17 protein-coding genes, 1 tRNA gene and 1 pseudogene are annotated in these 19,234 nt (G+C 62.4%); 11 read left to right on the forward strand and 8 right to left on the reverse strand.

What is annotated here, in order from left to right:
• Positions 1-47 precede the first annotated feature (47 nt).
• Positions 48-872 carry a hydroxyacylglutathione hydrolase gene (gene gloB, locus LK540_RS02620; protein WP_229435471.1) on the reverse strand — a complete coding sequence of 275 codons (825 nt, stop codon included), beginning with the start codon at positions 870-872 and terminating at the stop codon, positions 48-50.
• Positions 873-892: 20 nt separating this feature from the next.
• Here gloB and LK540_RS02625 point away from each other — a divergent pair, with 20 nt between their 5' ends.
• The 4 genes from LK540_RS02625 to LK540_RS02640 all read left to right on the forward strand — a co-directional run bounded on the left by LK540_RS02625 (position 893) and on the right by LK540_RS02640 (position 3,036).
• Positions 893-1,666, forward strand: coding sequence for a class I SAM-dependent methyltransferase (locus tag LK540_RS02625; protein ID WP_229435472.1), 774 nt, complete (start codon positions 893-895; stop codon positions 1,664-1,666).
• Positions 1,667-1,721: 55 nt separating this feature from the next.
• On the forward strand, positions 1,722-2,159 hold the full coding sequence (rnhA, locus tag LK540_RS02630; RefSeq protein WP_229435473.1) for a ribonuclease HI: 438 nt from the start codon (positions 1,722-1,724) through the stop codon (positions 2,157-2,159).
• 55 nt (positions 2,160-2,214) lie between these two features.
• Positions 2,215-2,922 (forward strand): DNA polymerase III subunit epsilon, encoded by a 708-nt coding sequence (dnaQ, locus tag LK540_RS02635; protein WP_229435474.1) that lies wholly within the window; start codon positions 2,215-2,217, stop codon positions 2,920-2,922.
• A gap of 39 nt (positions 2,923-2,961) precedes the next feature.
• A tRNA-Val gene (locus tag LK540_RS02640) sits at positions 2,962-3,036 on the forward strand.
• 457 nt (positions 3,037-3,493) lie between these two features.
• Here the strand turns inward: LK540_RS02640 and LK540_RS02645 are convergent.
• Positions 3,494-3,784 (reverse strand): annotated as a pseudogene (locus tag LK540_RS02645) (DDE-type integrase/transposase/recombinase); the annotation flags it as partial.
• A 276-nt stretch (positions 3,785-4,060) separates the two neighbouring features.
• Here LK540_RS02645 and LK540_RS02650 point away from each other — a divergent pair.
• The 6 genes from LK540_RS02650 (at position 4,061) to LK540_RS02675 (ending at position 10,200) form a co-directional block, all read left to right on the forward strand.
• The gene (locus LK540_RS02650; RefSeq protein ID WP_229435475.1) at positions 4,061-5,533 is read left to right on the forward strand and encodes a pilus assembly protein TadG-related protein; all 1,473 of its coding nucleotides are present in this window, start codon (positions 4,061-4,063) and stop codon (positions 5,531-5,533) included.
• Complete coding sequence (locus LK540_RS02655; RefSeq protein ID WP_229435476.1) at positions 5,530-5,985, forward strand: TadE/TadG family type IV pilus assembly protein; 456 nt, start codon at positions 5,530-5,532, stop codon at positions 5,983-5,985. Before LK540_RS02650 ends, LK540_RS02655 begins: the two co-directional genes overlap by 4 nt.
• A gap of 43 nt (positions 5,986-6,028) precedes the next feature.
• A complete protein-coding gene (locus LK540_RS02660; RefSeq protein WP_229435477.1) occupies positions 6,029-6,571 on the forward strand; it encodes a TadE/TadG family type IV pilus assembly protein in 543 nt (180 codons plus the stop codon).
• A 728-nt stretch (positions 6,572-7,299) separates the two neighbouring features.
• The gene (locus LK540_RS02665) at positions 7,300-7,923 is read left to right on the forward strand and encodes a hypothetical protein (protein ID WP_229435478.1); all 624 of its coding nucleotides are present in this window, start codon (positions 7,300-7,302) and stop codon (positions 7,921-7,923) included.
• A complete protein-coding gene (locus tag LK540_RS02670) occupies positions 7,920-9,677 on the forward strand; it encodes a DUF262 domain-containing protein (RefSeq protein ID WP_229435479.1) in 1,758 nt (585 codons plus the stop codon). The genes LK540_RS02665 and LK540_RS02670 overlap by 4 nt, the downstream gene beginning before the upstream one ends.
• Entirely contained in the window at positions 9,640-10,200 is a 561-nt protein-coding gene (locus tag LK540_RS02675; protein ID WP_229435480.1) for a hypothetical protein, read from the forward strand. Before LK540_RS02670 ends, LK540_RS02675 begins: the two co-directional genes overlap by 38 nt.
• Before the next feature lie 30 nt (positions 10,201-10,230).
• On the opposite strand, the gene LK540_RS02680 is transcribed toward LK540_RS02675, so the two are convergent.
• A complete protein-coding gene (locus LK540_RS02680) occupies positions 10,231-11,715 on the reverse strand; it encodes an NYN domain-containing protein (RefSeq protein ID WP_229435481.1) in 1,485 nt (494 codons plus the stop codon).
• Positions 11,716-11,992: 277 nt separating this feature from the next.
• On the reverse strand, positions 11,993-12,931 hold the full coding sequence (locus tag LK540_RS02685; protein WP_229435482.1) for a viperin family antiviral radical SAM protein: 939 nt from the start codon (positions 12,929-12,931) through the stop codon (positions 11,993-11,995).
• Between the two features lie 248 nt (positions 12,932-13,179).
• Between LK540_RS02685 and LK540_RS02690 the strand changes: the two genes are divergently transcribed.
• The gene (locus LK540_RS02690; protein WP_229435483.1) at positions 13,180-15,627 is read left to right on the forward strand and encodes an ankyrin repeat domain-containing protein; all 2,448 of its coding nucleotides are present in this window, start codon (positions 13,180-13,182) and stop codon (positions 15,625-15,627) included.
• Between the two features lie 175 nt (positions 15,628-15,802).
• Here the strand turns inward: LK540_RS02690 and LK540_RS02695 are convergent, their stop codons facing one another.
• From LK540_RS02695 to LK540_RS02710, 4 genes are all read right to left on the reverse strand, one after another.
• Positions 15,803-16,192: a DUF4280 domain-containing protein gene (locus LK540_RS02695; RefSeq protein ID WP_229435484.1), complete on the reverse strand. Its 390-nt coding sequence runs from the start codon at positions 16,190-16,192 to the stop codon at positions 15,803-15,805.
• Between the two features lie 47 nt (positions 16,193-16,239).
• The gene (locus LK540_RS02700; RefSeq protein WP_229435485.1) at positions 16,240-17,553 is read right to left on the reverse strand and encodes a serine/threonine-protein kinase; all 1,314 of its coding nucleotides are present in this window, start codon (positions 17,551-17,553) and stop codon (positions 16,240-16,242) included.
• Positions 17,535-18,653: a S41 family peptidase gene (locus LK540_RS02705; protein WP_229435486.1), complete on the reverse strand. Its 1,119-nt coding sequence runs from the start codon at positions 18,651-18,653 to the stop codon at positions 17,535-17,537. Before LK540_RS02705 ends, LK540_RS02700 begins: the two co-directional genes overlap by 19 nt.
• 65 nt (positions 18,654-18,718) lie before the next feature.
• Positions 18,719-19,207, reverse strand: a complete 489-nt coding sequence (locus tag LK540_RS02710) for a hypothetical protein (RefSeq protein WP_229435487.1) — start codon at positions 19,205-19,207, stop codon at positions 18,719-18,721.
• Between the last annotated feature and the right edge of the window lie 27 nt (positions 19,208-19,234).

The raw sequence follows: 19,234 nt of genomic DNA on the forward strand, positions 1-19,234 counted from the left end.
AAAAAGCCACCCGGCGTTTGCGCACCGGGCGGCTTGTCGCATCCAACTCAGAACACGTTCTTCCACTCGCGCAGGGCGGCAAAGGCTTGCAAGGGCGTGGCGCCCTCGGCCAGCTTGCCGGCTTTCACCAGTTCGCCCACGATCTCCGCTTCGCGGTAGCGCAGGAAGGGATTCGTGCGGCGTTCCAGGCCGATGCTGGTCGGCACGGTCGGTACGTCGAGCGCGCGCTTGGCGCTTTCGTCCTTCACGCGCAGGGCCAGGGCTTCGTTGCCGGGCTCGACCGCCTGGGCGAAGCGCAGGTTCGACAGCGTGTACTCGTGCGCGCAATACACTTCGGTGTCTTCCGGCAGGGCGGCGAGTTTTTCCAGCGATGCCGCCATCTGCACGGGCGTACCCTCGAACAAGCGCCCGCAGCCGCCCGCGAACAGGGTGTCGCCGCAGAACAGCCAGTGCAGGCCAGGCGTGCGCCGCACATAGGCGATATGGCCCAGTGTATGGCCGGGCACATCGAGCACCTCGAGCTCCAGGCCGAGTTCCGGCACGGTGACGCGGTCGCCTTCGGCCAGCGGATGCGTGACGTCGGCAATGCCGTCATCGCGCGGCCCGTACACCGGCACCCGGGCGTTCTCCAGCAGCGCCGGCACGCCGCCGATATGGTCAGCATGGTGATGGGTGAGTAGAATGGCGGTGAGGGTCAGGCCATGTTCGGCCAGGGCCGCCAGGATGGGCGCGGCGTCGCCCGGGTCGACCACGGCCGCATGCCTGCCGTCGTGGATCAGCCAAAGATAATTATCCTTGAACGCGGGCACGGTCAGGACACTCAAATCATTGCGCGGCGCGCTGGGTTGCGTGTTTGCTGGGGTATCGGTCATGGTTTCAATTGAGGGTAGGCATGGATAGCGCTGCTTCCGAAAAATCCATTATAGCGCTCGACGAATGGCTGCTTTCTCCGGCCGGCGCCTACGTGCGCGCCTTCGAGCAAGCCTGCCTCGACGAGCTCACCGCCGACATCTTCGGCTACAACGCGGTGCAGATCGGCGTGCCGCAGATCGACGCCCTGGCTGCCAACCGCATGCCCAACAAATGGCAGGCCGCCACCCGCACCTCGACCGCCGACGAACTCGCGTTCGCCGCCAGCGGCAAGCAGATCGCCGTGGCCCTCGATTTCGCCGAGCTGCCCTTCGCCTCGCAAAGCCTGGACCTGGTGGTGCTGCCGCACGTGCTCGAGTTCGCGGCCGAGCCGCACCAGGTGCTGCGCGAGGTCGAGCGTGTGCTGATCCCGGAAGGGCAAGTGATCATCTGCGGCTTCAATCCGGCCAGCATGTGGGGCATGCGCCAGGGCCTGCAGCGCCTGGGCAGCCATGGCTACCTGCCTGCGGCGGGGGAATTCATTTCTATGCCGCGCATGAAAGACTGGTTAAAATTGTTGAATCTCAGCGTGGGCGGCAGCCATTTCGGCTGCTATGCGCCACCGTTCCGCTCCGCCAAGTGGCTCGACCGTTTCGCCATGATGGAAGGGGCGGGCGGGCGCTGGTGGCCTTATCTCGGCGCAGTGTACATCGTGCATGCGATCAAGCGCGTGAAAGGCATGCACCTGATCGGGCCGGCGTGGAACAAGAAGTCGAGCCGGGCGCCGCAGGCGGTGCCGGCAACGAACAGGAAATAAGCAGGAAATAAGCAGGAAACAAGCAGGAAATAAACCGGAAATAAAGAAAGCCAGCATGACGAAAGTGGAAATTTTTACCGATGGCGCCTGCAAGGGCAATCCCGGCACCGGTGGCTGGGGCGCGCTCCTGACCGCCGACGGCCACGAGAAGGAAATCTTCGGCGGCGAGCCGAACACGACCAATAACCGCATGGAGTTGAAGGCGGTCATCGAGGCGCTGAGCACGCTGAACCGTCCCTGCGACGTAGTGCTGCACACCGACAGCCAGTACGTGCAGAAGGGCATCTCGGAATGGATCCACGGCTGGAAGGCGCGCGGCTGGAAAACCGCGGCCAAGGAACCGGTCAAGAACGACGATTTGTGGAAGGCGCTCGACCTGGCCCAGCAGCAGCACACGGTCGAATGGCGCTGGGTGCGCGGCCACAACGGCCATCCGGGCAACGAGCGCGCCGACGTGCTGGCCAACCGCGGCGCGGCAACGGTCAAGCGTTGAGCGGGGCCGGCTTGCGCTATACTGCGGGCCTGCCTCAACTCATCACTTTTGAACCATGCGCCAGATCGTTCTCGATACCGAAACCACAGGCCTGAACCCCCGCACTGGCGACCGCGTCATTGAAATCGGTTGCGTCGAGCTGGTCAACCGCACCCTGACCGGCAACAATTATCACCGCTACATCAATCCCGAGCGCGAGTCCGACGAGGCCGCGCTCGCGGTGCACGGCCTGACCACCGAATTCCTGAGCGACAAGCCGAAGTTCCACGAAATCGCCGAGGAACTGCGCGCCTACATCGAGGGCGCGGAAATCATCATCCACAACGCGCCTTTCGACCTGGGCTTCCTGAACCATGAATTCCAGCGGCTCGGACTGAAACCCTTCGTCGACTACTGCGGCCCGGTGATCGATACCCTGGTCTTCGCCAAGGAAATGCACCCGGGTAAGCGCAACTCGCTGGACGCGCTGTGCGACCGCTACGGCGTGTCGAACGCCCACCGCAAGCTACACGGCGCACTGCTCGACTCAGAACTGCTGGCCGACGTCTACCTGTCGATGACGCGTGGCCAGAACTCGCTGTCGATGGATGTCGAGGTCGAGGAAACCGGCGGCGGCATGCTGCTCGACGCGGTGCCGTTGGGCGAGATTATCGTCGTGCCGGCCAGCGCCGAGGAGATGTCGCATCACGAGCAATTGCTGGCCGGATTAGACAAAGGCGTGAAAGGCGAATGTGTTTGGAGAAAATATTCGCCAATAGTTTGACGGTGGAGAAAGTTTTTGGCATAATACTCCTCGTTGTCAGGGAGGTTAGCTCAGGGGTAGAGCACTGCATTCACACTGCAGGGGTCGCAAGTTCGAAACTTGCACTTCCCACCAGAATTTATCGTTACGATTCAACGACCTAGATTGCCTCAGCGAGTTCAGCATAAGAACTTGGGGGGAATTTGGGAAGTCGGAAGCGAACTGAAGAGGCCAGCTTGAAAGCTGGCCTTTTTCTTTTTGCGTCTCGGGTTAGCACATCTGTTCTCTTGCGCTCGCCTTCGGGTCTGGCGGGCGTGCCCCAAAAAATTCCTTTCGACTTCCATTACGTGTACACGTCCGCGGAAAGGGCGGGGATGTGGAGTACTGTCACAAGATCGTCGATTGGGAAGCGGGCGCGTTGTACTTGAATTGCCGGGCCAGCCATGGCCCTGACTGGGAGCAGCCCTTCAGGGCCACGCTTGAAAGTAACCTGGCGCAGTTCAACGCCTGTGCTGATTGTTCGAGTTTCCATGTCTCTACCCAATTTTGCGCTGAAGGCAGATGCACCCAGAGCGCTTCATCGACAACCCGGCAGTGTTGACCGTCGAGCCACTTGCCGCGTGTTCCAGGGAGCGCGGCGGTGGATCAACTCGGCCTTGTAAAGCCCGATAATCGTCTCGGCCAAGGCATTGTCGTAGCTGTCCCCCTGGCTGCCCACAGACGGCTTAATGCCGGCCTCCGCCAAGCGCTCACTGTACTTTATCGACACATATTGCGAGCCCCTATCGCTGTGATGGACCAGCTCGTTTCGTTCCGGCTGACGCGCGTAAAGCGCCTGCTCCGAGGCGTCGCGGACAAAGTCGGTCCGCATCGAGCTGCTGACGCTCAGCACATCGTCACGCTGGACTCGTGCACAGCGCAATGCCGGATGGCGCTGCTGCGCTGCATAACGTCAGTAGCACGTGTCGTCGGCGAATTATTAAGAGCAATATAAGTCCCGATGAGCTGCATCAATGGGCGGACGTCATCACGACTAATCTGATATGTTGCTTCACAACAATTGCGTTGAATCAATCATATAAGGACATTGGAAGCTAGACTCGCTGTTTGGATGGCCTGATCGAACCGGTGTCAACGCGTAGATGGGAGGATCAAGAAAATGGGTGCTGCAATAGGTGCCAAGCTCGCTTCCCGAAGGGCTGTAGCGTTTCGCCGTGAGGAGGGCGCCATCGCGGTGATGTTCGCCGGGTCGCTAATAGTGATTATGGGCTTCATGGGTTTGGCGCTTAGTCTTTCAATGCTCTATAACCGCAAGGTGGAGATGCAAAATGTGGCCAGCACGGTGGCGCTCGCAGCCGCAGCCGAACTCAACGGGACGCCGGCAGGCGTGACGATGGCACTGCGAAGAGCATCGGAGCGTCTCGCTACACTGCCGGGTAGTGTGGTTGGTGGGATGTCTTATATGTACTCCAGCCGGACAATGGAATGGTCGGACGCAGCCATTGAATTTGGTCGGACGCCCACCGGTCCATGGGTAAGTGCTGCCACGGCGCTGGCGCAGCCCGGCGGGCTCTCGTATGTCCAGGTGGACACCAAGGGGCTAGACGCTGAGTACGGCCGAGTGAACACCGTGTTCATGAGCGTCCTCGATGCGGATTCTGCCGTTGTATCGACCAGCGGGCACGCGATTGCCGGGCGTACTGCCATCAGGGTGACGCCTATGGGGATTTGCGCAATGCATTCTGAAGCTGGCCGCGATCGTGGTGCCGGGGAATTGGAAGAATATGGGTTCCGGCGCGGCGTCTCTTACGACCTCATGCAGTTGAATCCGAACTCGAACGCTGCCGGTGCCACTTTCCTCATCAATCCCTTTGTATCACCTGGAACGCCGGGAATAGTCCAGGCTGCCAGTGTCGACACGGTAAAACCGTTCATTTGCACCGGCACGATGGCGATGGCGAGAGTAACAGGAGGAGAAATCGTCGTATCGTCGCCTTTCCCCCTCGCCGATCTACACAGTTCCTTCAACTCCCGGTTCGAGTCCTATACGCCACCGTGCAGACCTGAAACAGCGCCGCCGGATACGAATATCAAACAGTACACGTACGACGACGGCAGTGTTCCTTGGATGGAAGTTACTCCAGGTGGACAGGCGGCAGCTCAGTCCTTAGCCGGAGGCAAGCTCGGGACGGTGGCTGGCCCCGAGGCGACGCCAAGTACAACGACCGACAAGATGTTCGGACCACTGTGGTCATATGCCAAGGCGGCCAGATACTCGTCTTTCAGTGCGGGTTCCCCTGAGCCGGCATCCGGTTATGGCACTTTCGGCAGCGGCGATTGGGCCACCCTTTACAACCCTGGAAAGCCGAAGCAAAAGAGCTACCCGCCAGCTACACCATACGTGCAGACTAGCGCTCAATACTCGACCAAACCTGTAGGTATCGGTGTCCAAGGCCGGCGTGTGCTCAATATTCCCCTGCTGGCTTGCCCCGTGACTGGCAACCGTGCAACAGTACTCGCTGTCGGCAAGTTCTTCATGACGGTTGAGGCAAAACCCAACACACTATATGGCGAGTTTGCTGGGATCGCATCTGAACAATCGCTTGGCGCCCTTATAAAGCTTTACCCATGAAAAATCCACCATTTAGCACCGTTTGCTGGAAGGAACACGGGGGTGTGGCTGTGGAGATGGCGATACTGCTTCCCATCCTGGTTACGCTGATAACGACCCTGGTCTTATTTGCCCAGATATTCTGGTATTACGGGGTCATGCAAAAAGCAACCTACAACGCAGCCAGGTTTCTTTCCACAGCAACCCAGGTTGAGATCAGTACTCCGGGACCCGGCAATGCACCCGCGCTAGTCGCTCAGCTTGCGCAAGCAATTGTCGAGGAAGAAACCTCTGTAATGGACCATGTTCGAGAACTGAAGTACGTCAATGTTGACTGCGACTTTCGTATATGCGGAGCCAGGGTTCCGACAACGGTCCGAGTTTCAATCGAAATGCGTATGCCTTTCGCGATCCTAGGGGGGCGGAGCATGACATTATTGACAGATGTGACGATGCGCTATGCGGGCAATTAACTCATCTTCCTACAGATGTCTCCAACAGCGGAAGCAAGCAGGCGTGGCTGCTGTCGAATTCGCTCTGGTCGCGATTATTTTCTTTACGCTGATTTTCGGCGTACTCGAAATAGCGCGTGCTTTGTATATCTGCAATACTTTGCAGGAGGTTACACGTCGCGCAGCCGAGCTGGCTGCCAAAACAGACTTCTCAGACGCCGCCGCGATGCAGCGGGTTCGCGAAGTTGCGATCTTCAGAAATTCCCCGGGCTATCTGGCGTTTGGTGAACCGGTTTCTGACATCAACGTCAGAATAGATTACCTGCCGGTTACGCGCGACAGTGCGGTTCTGCCGACAGTGCCCATCCAGGCGCTTCCAGCTAATCCTCTGGAGAACCAGGCAATATGTATGAACGACCCGAATGATGCGAGGTGTATTCGCCTAGTCCGCGTTCGCATTTGCCAAGCAGGCGGCCCAGACCAGTGCGACCCCGTTTCATACCAGTCGATCGTTTCACTGACTCCATTTTCGTTCAATTTGCCGACATCAACCACGATAGTCGTGGCCGAAACACTCGGTAGGCCTGCCGGTTTACCGCCGGGATAGCCCTAGGAGCCAGGAGGACGAGTGTTCACGATATCTCCAGCCAGTTGCCCCAAGCGGTATGGCTGCACGGCAGGGCGTCGACGCGAAGACGTATTCAACATGTCGCACAGTCTGACCAACGTGGAATCCGATTGCTCGCTGATTCGTTCCAGCGTGCGTCGCTGAATGCGCAGCCAGGAGCAGGCTTCCGAGCTAAGGATTTTTGACTGGATACTGAGCCTTCTTTGCAGGCGCTCATAGGCACGAGCGTGTCGATTCAGCGGGGACCGAGTGCCATATCATAGGCTCTTCCGTTGTTCAGCTTGGCAAACTTCGCCAGCTTGGCTTCCGACAAGCTGATGTCATTCGTTTGCTGAAAGACGTGGATATCGGCATTCACGATAGCCAAAGCATTATGCCATTGCGCGAATTGTTGATCTTTCCCACTTTTAGCGCGCGACGGACCTCACTGTCAAAATGCCGGCCCAACCCGGCCGGACGTTGCCAGCATCACTGCCTTCGAAATCCCGACCGAACCGGCTAGCCCGTCGCGTACACGGCCCTGGTAGGAAATTTGCTCGAACACGTCCCACAGACATCGCTTCGGCGAGCTCGTCGCGTTGGCGTCTGGCAGGGCGAAAAGCGAGTTCGGGGCACTACTGGACGCCGAGATCCGGAAAACGCTCGACCTGACGCCGTCGGCGGTCACATCGTTGAGTTATGACACCGATATGCAGAAGTGCTCCCGCGTGCTGCTCCTGATGAACGTCGAGACGGTACGGCGCATGAAGGATTCGAGCGAGCGCTACTCCTTCCGTGCCTATCGCCAGCAAGCATGGTCGCTCGAGCACATCCACGCCCAGCATGCGGAGGGCCTCACCAGGCTTGACCAATGGAGGGAATGGCTCCGGCTTCACCGGCAGGCACTCGCGGACCTCCCTGCCATCGATGCGGCCCAGCGCGAGGCGCTGCTGCACCGGATCGACGACGCCGGCGACAACATCGACCGGCCGGCGTTTCAAAGGCTGGCGCGCGATGTGTCGGTCGCATTCACGCTCGTGGACGCATCGGCACAAGCCGGATCGCATTCGGTTCATTCGCTGGCTAACCTTGCGCTGCTTGCGAGCGGCCATGACAGCGCATTGAGCAATGCGGTATTCGAGGTCAAGCGCCAGCGCATCCTCGAGCTCGACCGGCAGGGGGCTTACATCCCTGTCTGCACGCGGCAGGTATTCCTCAAGTACTACACGGACGCCGACGCGCAGCAGGTGCATTTCTGGAGCGCACAAGACCGCGAAGCCTATATGAATGCGATCCTGTCGCCCGAAGGCGGCGTGGGCGCTTACCTGCAGACGGAGGTACCACTGTCATGAAGAGTTTCGTCACTTCCTTTAATGGGCTGTTCGGCCGGTTGGCACCGGATGCGCCCCAGGTGAAACGCATTGAGATTCCGCTCATCCAGCGCGACTATGCGCAGGGGCGGGACAGCGTCGCCGTTGGGCGCATCCGCGCCGACTTCCTTGACGCGCTCCACGAGGTCATGACCTCCGACGCACAATCCCTCAGCCTCGACTTCATCTATGGCGACGTCATGGACGGGACACTTCGCCCGCTCGACGGCCAGCAACGCCTCACCACCTTGTTCCTGCTGCACTGGTACCTGGCGTGGCGTGCAGGCCGGATCGAGCAGGACCTGGGATGGAAGCGTTTCGAGTACGCGACCCGTCCGGGTGCACGGCGTTTCTGTGCTTGCCTGGCCAGTTCGAACCCACCCGTTGGCTCGGAGCTTCGTACCTGGCTCGAGGACCAGCACTGGTTCCTGCACACCTGGCGGCATGATCCCACGATCGAGTCGATGCTGGTCATGCTGGGTGCGATCCATGAGCGGTTCGCCGATGCGGACTGCGATGCGGCCTGGGGACGGCTGGTGGACACCGAAGCGCCATCGGTCTCGTTTCACCTGCTCCCAATCGAGCAGATGGGGCTGAGCGAGGACCTCTACATCAAGATGAACTCGCGTGGGAAACCACTCACTCCGTTCGAGAACTTCAAGGCGCGGTTCGAGCAAGTGCTGGAGCAGTCCGCTCCCGGCCGGGTCGAGGACTTCGCCCGGAAGGTCGATGGCGCATGGGCTGATCTGCTCTGGCCGTACCGGGGGAGCGACAACATCGTCGACGACGAGTTCTTGCGCTACTTCCGCTTCGTTACCGAGGTCTGCGAATGGTCCGACGGGCGGCTTCCATCCGGCGATATCGACGTCCTCGCGGAGCAGGTGTACGGTCCCGGAAGTGCGCAACCCGAGGCGCACCTGGACTTCCTCGAACAATGCTTCGACACATGGGTGGGCGTGGACATCGCATCAGTGTTCTCGGAACTGTTCACTTTGACGCCGGCTTCACCGGGCTCAAGTCATACTGGCAAGGTGGTTCTCTTCGGCGCACCGGGCAGCACGGTCAATCTGTTCGCCGAGTGTTGCGAGGGCCAGGTGCGCCTTGGGTGGCCGCGAACCCTGCTTCTCTATGCAGTGTTGCTTCACCGCCTGTGCAAAACTGCGGAGTTTCCTCGAAGGCTGCGCATTCTGCGCAATCTCATCGAGGCATCGAATAACGAGCTACGTGCCGAAAAAATGCCCGCGCTGCTGGCGGATGTGCGGCGCCTGATCGTCGACGGAACGCTCGAAGGCATCTTGAGCTTCAACCAGGCGCAGGTCAGTGACGAGAAATTGAAAGCCGAGCTGTTAAAGACCGCGCCATATCTCGAGCACGACTTGTTCGCTCTGGAGGATCACGCGCTCCTGCGCGGTTGCCTGGCAGCGTTCGAACTCGATCCGGAGGTGTTTCAGCGCCGGGCTGAAAGCTTCCATGAGCTCTTCTCCACCACGAATGTGCTGCCTGTTCTTACGGGGCGCTGCTTGCCGCGGGCGACTATTCTCTTCGAAGCAAACTTCGGTTTGTACAGCTTGGCTCGGGCAGTGAGCTCTCGCAATGGAGGGAGGACATTCTCACCGGCTCGAGTCGAGCACGGCTCGCCGGCGTTCGCGGTGCGCTCGGACGCCTGCTCGACGATCTCGCGGATCGGGAAGGGATGTCGTGCCGGCGCTCGAATCCTTCGCCAACGGCTGGCTTGAAGGCCAGCACGAGGAAAAAGGCCTGGAGTGGCGCTGGTATTTCGTTCGCTACCCCGAGATGCGAGCGGGCCGCTCTGGCATCTACGCGTGCGCGGATGCCCGGATGGCGTACAGCCTCTGCATGCTGGACAAACAAACAATGAGCAGTTACTACCGCGACCCATTCCTCAGCGCCATCCGGCAGCAGAGTCATGTGCCGGAAGATGCCGTCCAGGGCGCAGTCTGGGAAAACTGGCCCGGTGGCCCGTGGTTCACCGGTTACGAAACGGAGGCGCGCTGGATGCGTCTCAAGGCGAGCGGACTGGAGATCCGGTGCATCGAAGAGGGGTTGTCAATTCGGGCTCGTTCGTTGGCGCCGTCGCACGCAGAAGCATTCGAGCGCGTGCGCGCGGAGCACGGGATCGGGCCGGAATTTCTCTTGAATATTCCTAAGGTCACGAGGGATGGTATCCAACTCGACAGCCGCGACCGGGTCCAGCTGGGAGCAGCCTTGTTGCGCGATCTGGTCGCCGCCGGCCTGTGAGCCGGCTGGCGCTCCGAGCAGGATCGTAACTCAGGCAGCGGCGCCGATCCAGTTACGGATCGTCGCTTCTGTCGTGACGTCCAGGATGATCTGCTCGCGCAGGCAGAGCGAGCGCACGTTGTTGACGAACTTGGCGGCCAGGTCTGCCGCCGAGTTGGCATGCTCCTCGAACCGGTGCCCTCGGAATACGAGTCCGCGTAGAACGAAGTCGACATCGGCGCGGCTCACCGGGTTCCCGGCGTCGCGGCAGCGATCGCGCACTCGCTTTGCCGTGTCCAGGAAACCATAGCCGTGTTCGTCGAGGTCGGCGGACAGCATCGCAAACAATGCGCTGTAGCGCGCCGGTGCGAGCAGGGGCACGCCAGCGACCTCGTGGAGCTGACGAGCGAGCGCCAGGATCGAAGGATCACTGGGCCACTCCTGCTCGGCAGGAGTGCTTGCGGTACTGCCCCGTGTCTGGTGTCCCGGGTCGTAGACGAGGCCTCCGGCGACCTTCCAGTCGAACTGCAGTGGCGCCAGATCGAGTGATTCAAGAAAACGTCGAAAGCTTCCATTGCCATACCAGTCCGCCGGTGTGGCGCCCGCATGGCGAACAATCAAGGTCGCCAGCCGCGCGCACGGCACTGGTTCGGCCGAATGCCGTACCTCGCGCCGCACGAGTTCGGCCAGCACCTGGGCGTTTGCACTCGGTGAGGCCGTTTCCGATATCGGTGTCTCCCCGGGCACCCCATGTCGCGCCGGATCGTAGACGACGCCTCCGTTATGTGGCGACGTGCGCAGGGTCCCGATGTCGCTGGCGCGCAGGAGCGCGCCGAATGATCCGTGGCCGCACCAGGACGCATCCAGACCGTCGATCCGCTCCTGGGCCTGCGTTGCCAGGCTGGCCAGCGATACCGGCCCGTTGGCTGTTGCGACCGTTGCGCGTACCAGGTCGGCCACGGCCGCGGTCGACGGGGGAGGACAGGCTTGCTTCGGCCGCTCTGCCTCAAGGGGCTTGGCCATGCCCAATGCGCCACGGACGAACTCGTCCTGGTCGATGACCAGATCGGCCGACGCGCGGTAGGCCGCGGACGGAAAGCCGATCGCCAATACCGTCGTGCGGCGATCCCAGCGGCGCAGCTTGCGTAGTACGGGCGTGAAGTCGGCATCGGCCGACAGGACAATGAATTCGTCGTAGTGGGCCTCGTGTTGGAGCAGGTCGACGATGTCGAGCACCATATGGATATCGGTACTGGTCTTGCCGCCGGTAGTCAGTGCCGGGCAGTCGATGATCTCGAAGCCGGCCAGGTTGAAGTATGGTCGGAAACGCTGGTACGCCTGAGGATTGAGGTAGCAGCGCCGGACAAGAATGCGCCGCCTGGGCGCGCCCGTCGCGTGCTCTGGCAGCGTCAGCGAATTGATCATCCAGCTGACCCATTCCGTGGGCGCCTTGGCGAAGCGATCGGCGGTCGCCTGGTCCAGCTGTCGCAGCCCCGAATAGATATTGTCGAAGTCGACGAACAGGGCGCTCTTCATGGTGCGCTCCCGCCAGGCATCAGGCTGATAGGTGGAAGTTTGTGTGTCCGGGCTCGATTTGGGTGCATTCTGTACCTTGTGACGGGAAAACGTAATGTCAGCATACCATTTCAATAGGGGAATATTTTGAATTCCTTGGACCGGCTGGTGCTGGTTCGCGCCTGTGGTCCGTCGGTGGGGAATCCAACCGACGAGCGATGTTCGCGTGGAGCGCACATCGCCGTCGAAGCTGGTCCTCAGGGCTTTCCGCCTTACGCGGGCATGGCCGAGGGAGGACTCATTCCGTCGCCTTGATCGGGGGCTTGTACCGGAAGAGGAACTTCGGCGCGGAGAATCGCATGCCGACGAATGCCGCCGATGCTCCGGCTTCCAGTATCGGCTGGCTATAGCGATAACCCCTGGCGGAGCCTCCCTCGACGTTCTGGAAGAACCGTCCCATCGGGTCGACCATCAGGTAGGACTCCGTCATGTCCTGGTTGTCTTCCACGTGCCGGATGGCCGCGAGGTGCGCGTGGCGCCTAACGAAGTCGTCGAATGCCTGCTGGGGCACTGCCAGGCGGTCGTCAACCACTGGAAGCATACGCAATACCTTCCACTTGTCGGGGCGCAAGCGCTGAATCACGTCGGTCAGGTCGTCCGACTGGTTGACCTTGTTGACCACGGTGTTGACTTTCACCTTCAGCGCGGGATTCTGGCGCCGGCCTTCGTCCACGGCGCGGGCAAGGCTGTCGATGTCGAGTCCGCGGCCACGGCGGTCCATCCGGCCGATCTCCCGGTTGTTCTGCGCGCGCGGCGAGTCAATGCTTAGTCCCAGCAGGCTGATCGAGGGTGCCAGGGAAGCCATGAGCCCAGGATCGAGTCGGCTGCCATTCGTGATCAAGGAGACATCGAAGCCGATGTCGCGGGCGACCGGCAGCATCTCGAGGAGCCGGCTTGCATAGAGCAGGGGCTCGCCGCCCGCGAGGTTCAATCGTACCGCGCTCCAGTCCATGTCCTGGCGCAAGGGATTGGCATGGTTGTCGGGATGGAAAAAATCGTAGAGGCGGACGAGCAGCTCCTTTGTGCGGACGGGATCGTGGACGAGGTCCCGTTGGCGATCGGGCGCCTCCCACTTGGCGTAGCAGTATTGGCAGCTGTAGTTGCAGGCCTCGGTGACATGCCAGTTGATGACTAGCTGGCCGGCCGGGCGAGGGGTGAATGATAGGTCGAGGGCCATGGAATTCTCCTGGAATGAAAGAAGGTGTATCGTGCCAACGGTATTGCCATAACAAAACGAAAGTTCGTGGCGCCCCCCTTCCGGCAGACCCATGGCCAACCGAAAGGGAGGGGGAGGCTGCGAAGTTTCGGTGACCGGGAACCGCGGCGACGCGATCATGGCGGTTCCATACAAACTTTCCCTTTATCTACATGGCCACGATCCCAACATTCGAAGAGTTGTTGCTTGAAGTACACCAAAGCTTGGGCTTGAAGTTCGAGCAAAAAGACAAGGACAAATTGCCCAGCCTGAAGAAGCCGCTTGCGGACCACCTCGAGCGTGTCCAAGGCCTGCTGGACGACATATTCGCCGCACTAGGGCTGGGCGACATGGCGCGCGTCGACGCCACGCATAATGTCCTCGAGTGGGCGAACTTCGACAAAACGATCGAGCTCGATACCTGGACCTTCAATGCCGACCAGCGGCAGGTGCTGTGGCTTCTGTCCGGATACTCCTACGCGCCGGCGCTGGGCCGCAGGCTCGCGTTCTGGACACTGCATGAGCGGCTGGACGCGGGAATGCCCGGCGGACGCTTCTGGTACCTGCCCGCCGAGCGCATGCGCGCCGGCGAGCGCCGACTGGTCATGCCGGTCGCCCAAGTTGTCGAATGGTTGCGCGACCTGTTGGGCGCGCCCATGGAACGGGCGAGGGTAGGACTCGGCGGCAGCGCGGCGCAGGCACGCCAGCAACGGATCGACGATGCCAGGGAGGAAACCGACGTCTACGCTTCGATAGCGCGCGAACTCGAGAACTGGCGCCGGGGGAAGCTGCCACACGCCTCGACCATCGAGAAGTACTTTCCCGACGACGCCCAGCTCGCCTTCAAGGGCGTGCTTTCGGCATCGCCCGACCTGCCGCCGGCTGCCCGGCTGCGAGCGGCCATCGACTTTGTAGCCGCAAAGGGGCTCGATGCTGACGCGTTGCGCGACGAGATCCCCATGACCCAACCCGGAAGGCTGGAAGCCGTCCTTGCATCCCAGGCGCCAGACGACGAAGTCCGGCGGTTCGTCGAGCTCGTCGAGGAGCGCTGGTCGGCCCCGTCGATGGCGACCGTCCGCCGCCGATTGCTGGTCGCGCGTATGGCACAGGATGGATATCGCCGGCTTGGGCGGTTCCTGCTGGGGGACGCGTTCGACGAAGACTGCGCCGACCCCGCGCGCAACAAGGTGCTGCAGCTCGTCGGGCTGTTCAAGCTTGGATACAACCTGACAATCCGGGCCTCCAGGGAATCGGACGATCCACTGGAACAGGACGCCTGGTTCGATAGCCAGCTTGCGCCGTGGCACAAGGCAGGCATATTCCTGGCGATCGCGCCATCGCGCCATGCAACTGGCGCCCGCGAGTTGTCCGAGTTGCTCACGCGCGCGTTCGCCAAGCTAGGTTCCGGCAGCCCGCTCGACGATTTGTTCGGGTACGACGAGGTGTCGGCGATGGCGATCGTCCAGCGCGAATGCCTGCGCCTGTCCGCGCGCGACGAAGAGAGGGCGGCAGTCCGGTCCTGCATCGAGTCCCTTGCACGTGGCGCACCGTTCCGAAAGCTCCAGCAACTGGCGAGCTACTGGGTAGCGACCCAGGTCGCCCAGTCCCCAGAGCTACCGCTGCGCGTCAGGGAAATGGCTAGCGCCAGGGCGAGCGAACTGGCGTCAACGCCGAGCGAGGCGCTCGGCGCCATCATCCTGCAACTCCATGCCCTGTTCCATCGTGGCCGGGCGGACCGGCCAAGGGACATGCGGCAGCGGGTCGAGCGTTTGCTCGCGCAGGCCGAGGCCAGCCCGGCGCTAGGCGAATGGGAAGCGGTGGTGCTGCAATACAAGGCCAAGCACCACCTGGCGGCCAACGAGTTCGAGGCAGCGCGCAGGCTGTTCGACGCCGCGCTGGACGCCTGCCAAGTGCGCAACTACGGAACCATGCGCGGCGAGATCGCGCGCGACGCATTCGCGGTCGTCGTCGAGCGTCCTCCGGTAGGCTTCAGCCTGGGGAACTACGAGGGCTACATGCGCAACATGCTGGCCTTCGGCACGCTTTTCCCGCAAGACGACGGGAGCCTGCCCACACTCGAGGATACGGCATGCGTGGTGTCGGAATACTTTTGGGAAGACCTGTATGCGCCGTACCCGGGCGAGCGCGCCGAGGAGCCGCTGGCACGCAGGCATACCGAGGCGGTCGTCGGGACCGAGACCATGGAGCTCGTCTTGCATGCGGACTGGGATGGCCTGGATGCCTGGATGGGGCGCAACGCGGAACTGCGTGACAAGCGGCTGCGCCACGTGCGGGGCGAAACCGTCCTCATGACCTGGCTGCGCGGTCTGTACCAGGCCCGCGCGCAGAGGTCGCGGATTCTGGAGCTCGGCCCGATCAAGGAAGTCGCGCCCGTGGCCAACGCGCTCGTGCGCAACCTGCGCGAGGCCATTCTCCGCGTGATCAGGAAATGGCCCAAGCTGGTCAACCTTGCGGATTTCAAGAAGCAGACGCCGTTGCTGCTTGCCGCTCGGAATGGCGACGCCGCCATGGTGGATGTACTCCTCGCAGCCGGGGCCAATGCCGATTGGCGGGACTTCCGAGGAAAGTCAGCGCTGGATCTTGCGCAGGCATCCGGCGTTTCACACTGCGTGGAGGTGTTGCGCATCCACGAGCGGTTGCGACCGGACCAAGGCTAATGCTTGCTGGCGCGAGGGTCCGTCCCGCGCCCAGCAATGCATCCGAAGCTATTGCCGGTACTGCCTCAGCTTCGCATTCTCTGCACTTCCCACCAGAATTGAGGAAAAGCCCATCAGCTTCGGTTGATGGGCTTTTTGCATTGGCGCTGTTGTCCTTAACCGCCGAGGCTTGCCATCACGGTTCATTCACCGTCACCGCCACCGGCTGCACTACCGACACTACCCCGCCGTACAGGCACTGGCAAGTGCTGCCGCTGCCGAGCGCCGGCACGCCGCCGATCAACACCGTAGGAGAGCCCGGTGTCCACGGCACGGGTGTGTTGGGCAGGCAAGCAGCTGGCGTGAACACGCCGAGTTTGGCTGCGGTGGCCGCGACCACGATGGGGTTGGCGATGGAGTTACACAAGGGGAAGGGCGCGATGTTCACCAGTGGAACATGGTCGGCGATCGTTGCCGCCGGCTGACCCTGTGCGCGGACACGGTGGATGGGGACGACCGTCAGGCTGGACACGCCGATTCCCATCGTGCACATCAGGCTGGCGGTCATCACGGTTTGCGAAGACATGCATGGGCTCCTCGGTTCAGTAAAGGCCAGGCGGCCCCGGCGCCCGATCAGGGTGGGCAATTTCCTGCCATCGACTGCACATCCGGAGGCGGACCGCCGGCAACGATGCTGCGGACATCGCGCAGCGCCAGTTGCCGGTACTGCGCGCGATCCCGGCTGTCGCCCTCCGCAGGCCCTTCGGACAGCGCCTGCCGTACCGTGGCGCCGCTGTAGCTTGTCAGCGCCGTGACCTGTTTGACGTAATTCGCGGCGAAATCGTTCATGTTGGCGTGGATGTCGACGACCTGCCGGGCGAAATCGTCCGCCAGTCCGGAGTTGCCGGACTGCCTGGCAAGGCGCAAGCCGTTCTGCTTCATCTTCAGCGTCCTGGCTTGCTGGCACAATAGCGCGTACTGGCTCGTGGCGGACTGCATATGTCCGCGCACGGCCTGGATCGTTTCCGGCCGCGTCTGGAAAAAATAGAAGGCCGACGCCGCCGACGCCAGGATCACGAAGGCCCACACCGTCCACCACAGCCGCCGGGGACGAATATAATCGTCGACCGTCTTCTGGAACTCCAGGCATCCCTGGAAGCGCCGGTCCGGGTCCTTGCACATCGCCCTGGTGACGATTGCCGCGAGCCGTTTTCCGATCGCGGGATGGAATGCCCTCGGGTCGGGCACGGGTGCGCCGATCTGTTGTCGCTGGACTTCAGCGGCCGATGATGCGGTGTAAGGCAGCTTTCCGGTCAACATCTCGAACAGCAGGATGCCGGCGGAATACACGTCGGAGCGGTGGTCCACCGTTTCCGGATTGCGTATCTGTTCCGGACTCATGTACTCGGCCGTGCCGAGCATCATGCCCGCTTCGCTGAAGCCCCGTGCGCCGGCCTGCCTTGCAATGCCGAAGTCCGTCAGGCGCGCGCGTCCGCTGCTGTCGACCAGCACGTTCGATGCCTTGACGTCGCGGTGCAGGATGCCCTTGCTGTGGGCGCAGTTCAGGGCGGCGAGCACGTCGCGGATGATCGCCAATGCCTGCTTTTCCGGAAGCGGCCCGTTGGCGGTGTCGATCATGTCGCCGAGCGCCTGGCCGTCCACGTATTCCATGACGAGGAAAAAATCGTCGCCCACATTGAAGTAGTCGTACATCTGGACGATGTTCGCATGATCGAGCTGGGCCTGATGCCGCGCTTCTTCATAAAAGCGCTCCCGGAAACCCGGCTTGTCGGTCAGCTCCCGCCGCAGGACCTTGATCGCGTATTTCTTTTCCCGCAGCTTGAGGTTCTCCGCCAGGTAGACGGTGCCCATTCCGCCTTGCCCGAGCTTTTTCTTGATGCTCAGGTTGGTGTGGATGATTTGTCCGATCAGCGTGTCGCTTTCCATGTCCTTTCCTCCGGTTGCCGCCGACCGGGCGCTTCCTGTCCTCCCACCTGTCGCGCATAGTCGCCGGTGCCGCTGCCCGCCGCCAGTGCCTGCACCGGCGCCAGTCCCTGTCCGTCGAAGCGCCGCCCGTTCGGCGTGGACAGGCTGCCCGTGGTCAGTACCAGCGCCGCGCCGTCCGCCAGGGGAATGATCTCCTGCAGCGTGCCCTTGCCGGCGCTGGCCGTGCCGATCGAGATGCCGCGCGCGTTTTCCACCAGTGCCGCAATGAAGACTTCGGCGGCGCTGGCCGTCGCGCTGTCCTGCCACAGGTAGACCTGCGGGATTGGATCGTCCCTGGCCAGCGTGCTGGCATAGGCGCGTGTTCCCGAACGGCGCTGCACCGACACGATGCGCTCGCCGCGGCGCAGGAACAGCATCGCCGCATCGACCGCCGCATGGAAATCGCCGCCACCGCACCCGCGCAGGTCGATCACGATCGGACTGCGCGCGTTCCAACCTGAGACCAGGTAGTCCAGCTCGCGGCGCGTGTCGGGCCCGAAGCTGGAGAGACGGATGATGCGCAGGGCGCCATGCCGGTAGTCGGATACCGTCTTCGCCCTGACGACCGCGCGCGTCATGCTCACCATGCGTGGCCGGCCGTCGCTGCCGACGACCTCCAGGCGCAGCGTGCTGCCCGCGGCGCCGGTGATCAGGGCGGCGAGCGCAGCCAGGGACTTGCCGCTTGCCGGCACGCCGTTCACGGCCGCCAGCTGCTCGCCGGGAAGGATGCCGGCCAGCGCCGCCGGACTGCCGGGCAGCGGATAGCACAGCACGCTGCCGGTGCGCCGCTTTTCCAGCTCCATGCCGACGCCGGCATAGGCGCCGCGCCCGGCCTGCCTGAATTTCGCGTATTCCGACGCGTCCAGCACATCGGAATAGGGGTCGCGCTGCGCGAGATAGGCTTTCAGGCTGTCGATGACGATGCGCTGCGCGCTGTCGCCGTCAGCGAACAGGGCGGAGCGCCCGATGTGTTCGACGGCCTGCGTGTACAGCGCCAGCTGGCGCGGGCCGGGCCGGTACGGCGGGTCGGGCCTGGCCGGCCCGGACGGCGTGCCGAGCATTGCCCATCCCGAGACCGCCAGCGCGGCCGCTCCCAGTACGGCACAGGCTGTGCGCGCGGCTCGCATCACGAATTGAGCAACAGCTCCAGGGCTTTCCGGACTTCGCCCTGCAGGTGCTTCAGCCGCTTTCGCTTCGCTTCCAGTTCGGCCCTTTGTGCTTCCACCGGCAGTCTGGCGCTCGTGTCGCCACCTTGCCGCAGCGCGTCGGCTTGCTGCTGATACTGATTCACTTGTTGCTGCAGCTGCTGCTTCGCGAGCGACCGCTGGCGGGTCTGCTCTCCGGCGGCGGCGGTCTGTTGCCGCAGGCGGTCCAGCTCGGATTGCAGCTCGTCGAGGGAGGACTCCCATTGCCGCAGCTCGGTCTCGAGCTGCCGGGTTTCGGCGCGCAGGCTGTCCTGGCGCGCGGTGTCGCCCGCGAGCAGGCTTTCCTTGCCGGCGATCCGTGCCTGCCGTGCCTGCACATCCTGCTTGAGTTCGTTGATGGTACAGCTGCCCAGGCCAAAGCACAGGCCCAGGGCCAGCATCGGCAAGGCGGCAACTCGGTGGATCGCCATCGTCTCGCTCCCTTGCCTTGGCGCGGC

Source organism: Massilia sp. IC2-278 (assembly GCF_020708045.1).
GTDB lineage: Bacteria > Pseudomonadota > Gammaproteobacteria > Burkholderiales > Burkholderiaceae_D > Telluria.

Excerpts from the sequence above, each read along its gene's own strand:
- LK540_RS02710 (WP_229435487.1), bottom strand. The coding sequence starts at position 19,207 with ATGGCGATCCACCGAGTTGCCGCCTTGCCGATGCTGGCCCTGGGCCTG.
- LK540_RS02655 (WP_229435476.1), top strand. The coding sequence starts at position 5,530 with ATGAAAAATCCACCATTTAGCACCGTTTGCTGGAAGGAACACGGGGGT.
- LK540_RS02680 (WP_229435481.1), bottom strand. The coding sequence starts at position 11,715 with ATGAAGAGCGCCCTGTTCGTCGACTTCGACAATATCTATTCGGGGCTG.
- LK540_RS02650 (WP_229435475.1), top strand. The coding sequence starts at position 4,061 with ATGGGTGCTGCAATAGGTGCCAAGCTCGCTTCCCGAAGGGCTGTAGCG.
- dnaQ (WP_229435474.1), top strand. The coding sequence starts at position 2,215 with ATGCGCCAGATCGTTCTCGATACCGAAACCACAGGCCTGAACCCCCGC.
- LK540_RS02685 (WP_229435482.1), bottom strand. The coding sequence starts at position 12,931 with ATGGCCCTCGACCTATCATTCACCCCTCGCCCGGCCGGCCAGCTAGTC.
- LK540_RS02695 (WP_229435484.1), bottom strand. The coding sequence starts at position 16,192 with ATGTCTTCGCAAACCGTGATGACCGCCAGCCTGATGTGCACGATGGGA.
- LK540_RS02625 (WP_229435472.1), top strand. The coding sequence starts at position 893 with ATGGATAGCGCTGCTTCCGAAAAATCCATTATAGCGCTCGACGAATGG.
- LK540_RS02705 (WP_229435486.1), bottom strand. The coding sequence starts at position 18,653 with ATGCTCGGCACGCCGTCCGGGCCGGCCAGGCCCGACCCGCCGTACCGG.
- LK540_RS02670 (WP_229435479.1), top strand. The coding sequence starts at position 7,920 with ATGAAGAGTTTCGTCACTTCCTTTAATGGGCTGTTCGGCCGGTTGGCA.
- LK540_RS02700 (WP_229435485.1), bottom strand. The coding sequence starts at position 17,553 with ATGGAAAGCGACACGCTGATCGGACAAATCATCCACACCAACCTGAGC.
- gloB (WP_229435471.1), bottom strand. The coding sequence starts at position 872 with ATGACCGATACCCCAGCAAACACGCAACCCAGCGCGCCGCGCAATGAT.
- rnhA (WP_229435473.1), top strand. The coding sequence starts at position 1,722 with ATGACGAAAGTGGAAATTTTTACCGATGGCGCCTGCAAGGGCAATCCC.